The sequence below is a fragment of the Bacteroidia bacterium genome, from assembly GCA_025056095.1.
Classification (GTDB): Bacteria; Bacteroidota; Bacteroidia; order JANWVE01; family JANWVE01; genus JANWVE01.
The window spans coordinates 1-699 of the sequence record JANWVW010000371.1; the positions used below are offsets into that span (position 1 = coordinate 1).

1 protein-coding gene is annotated in these 699 nt (G+C 31.2%); it reads left to right on the forward strand.

Going from position 1 to position 699, the window contains the following annotated elements; translation table 11 throughout:
* Nucleotides 1-504: 504 nt before the first annotated feature.
* Nucleotides 505-699 (forward strand): hypothetical protein (locus NZ519_14060; protein ID MCS7029876.1); only part of this gene is annotated, 195 nt, incomplete at its 3' end.

Genomic DNA, 699 nt, shown 5'->3' on the forward strand with positions numbered 1-699 from the left:
GATTTAATTCACAATCGTTAAGAAACTTTCTCAATGAATATTCAAATGATATTAAAATTGATTATACTGTTCTGAATAAAAATAGATCGAGGGCCGAGATTGCGCAAATTTTGCTAGGAGGGAAAAGGAATATTATGAAGATTAAAATTTTAGTGAAAGGGGATACCGATTCAAAAAGGAGTACTATACGTAATATGACTTTTCTATTTATGAAAACTCTTAAAAATTTACTGGTTTACTACCCCGTCATACTTTTTGTAGAATTATCTACTATAGTCTTTGGAAGATCTGATACCATTTACTTTCAGTTAAAAACGAATGAAAATTAAGAAGTTTTTGTTCACCATAGGTGGAGATATAAGACCAAAGTTTAACCATAGGAGTTATATATTTAAGTCCCCGGTTTTCATGCCTGTAGGAAGTAAGATTCTTATTAATATAGTTTTGGATTTTCTAAGTAGGGCGGAAATAGATCTATCTAATGTTTTGTTAATTTCTGACTTTATGGAACCTATTGAGAAACAGTTACTGAGCAAGATTATATACGGTAAATCTTGTAAACACATATCTTTAGAAAAACCCACACAAGGTGTAAATCAAACGCTTCTTTTAGGATTGGATTTTCTACTGAATGAGGGAGTCATAATGGAAAGTGACTTGGTATTCGTATCGCCAATAACTTCAATTTTTCCTGACATG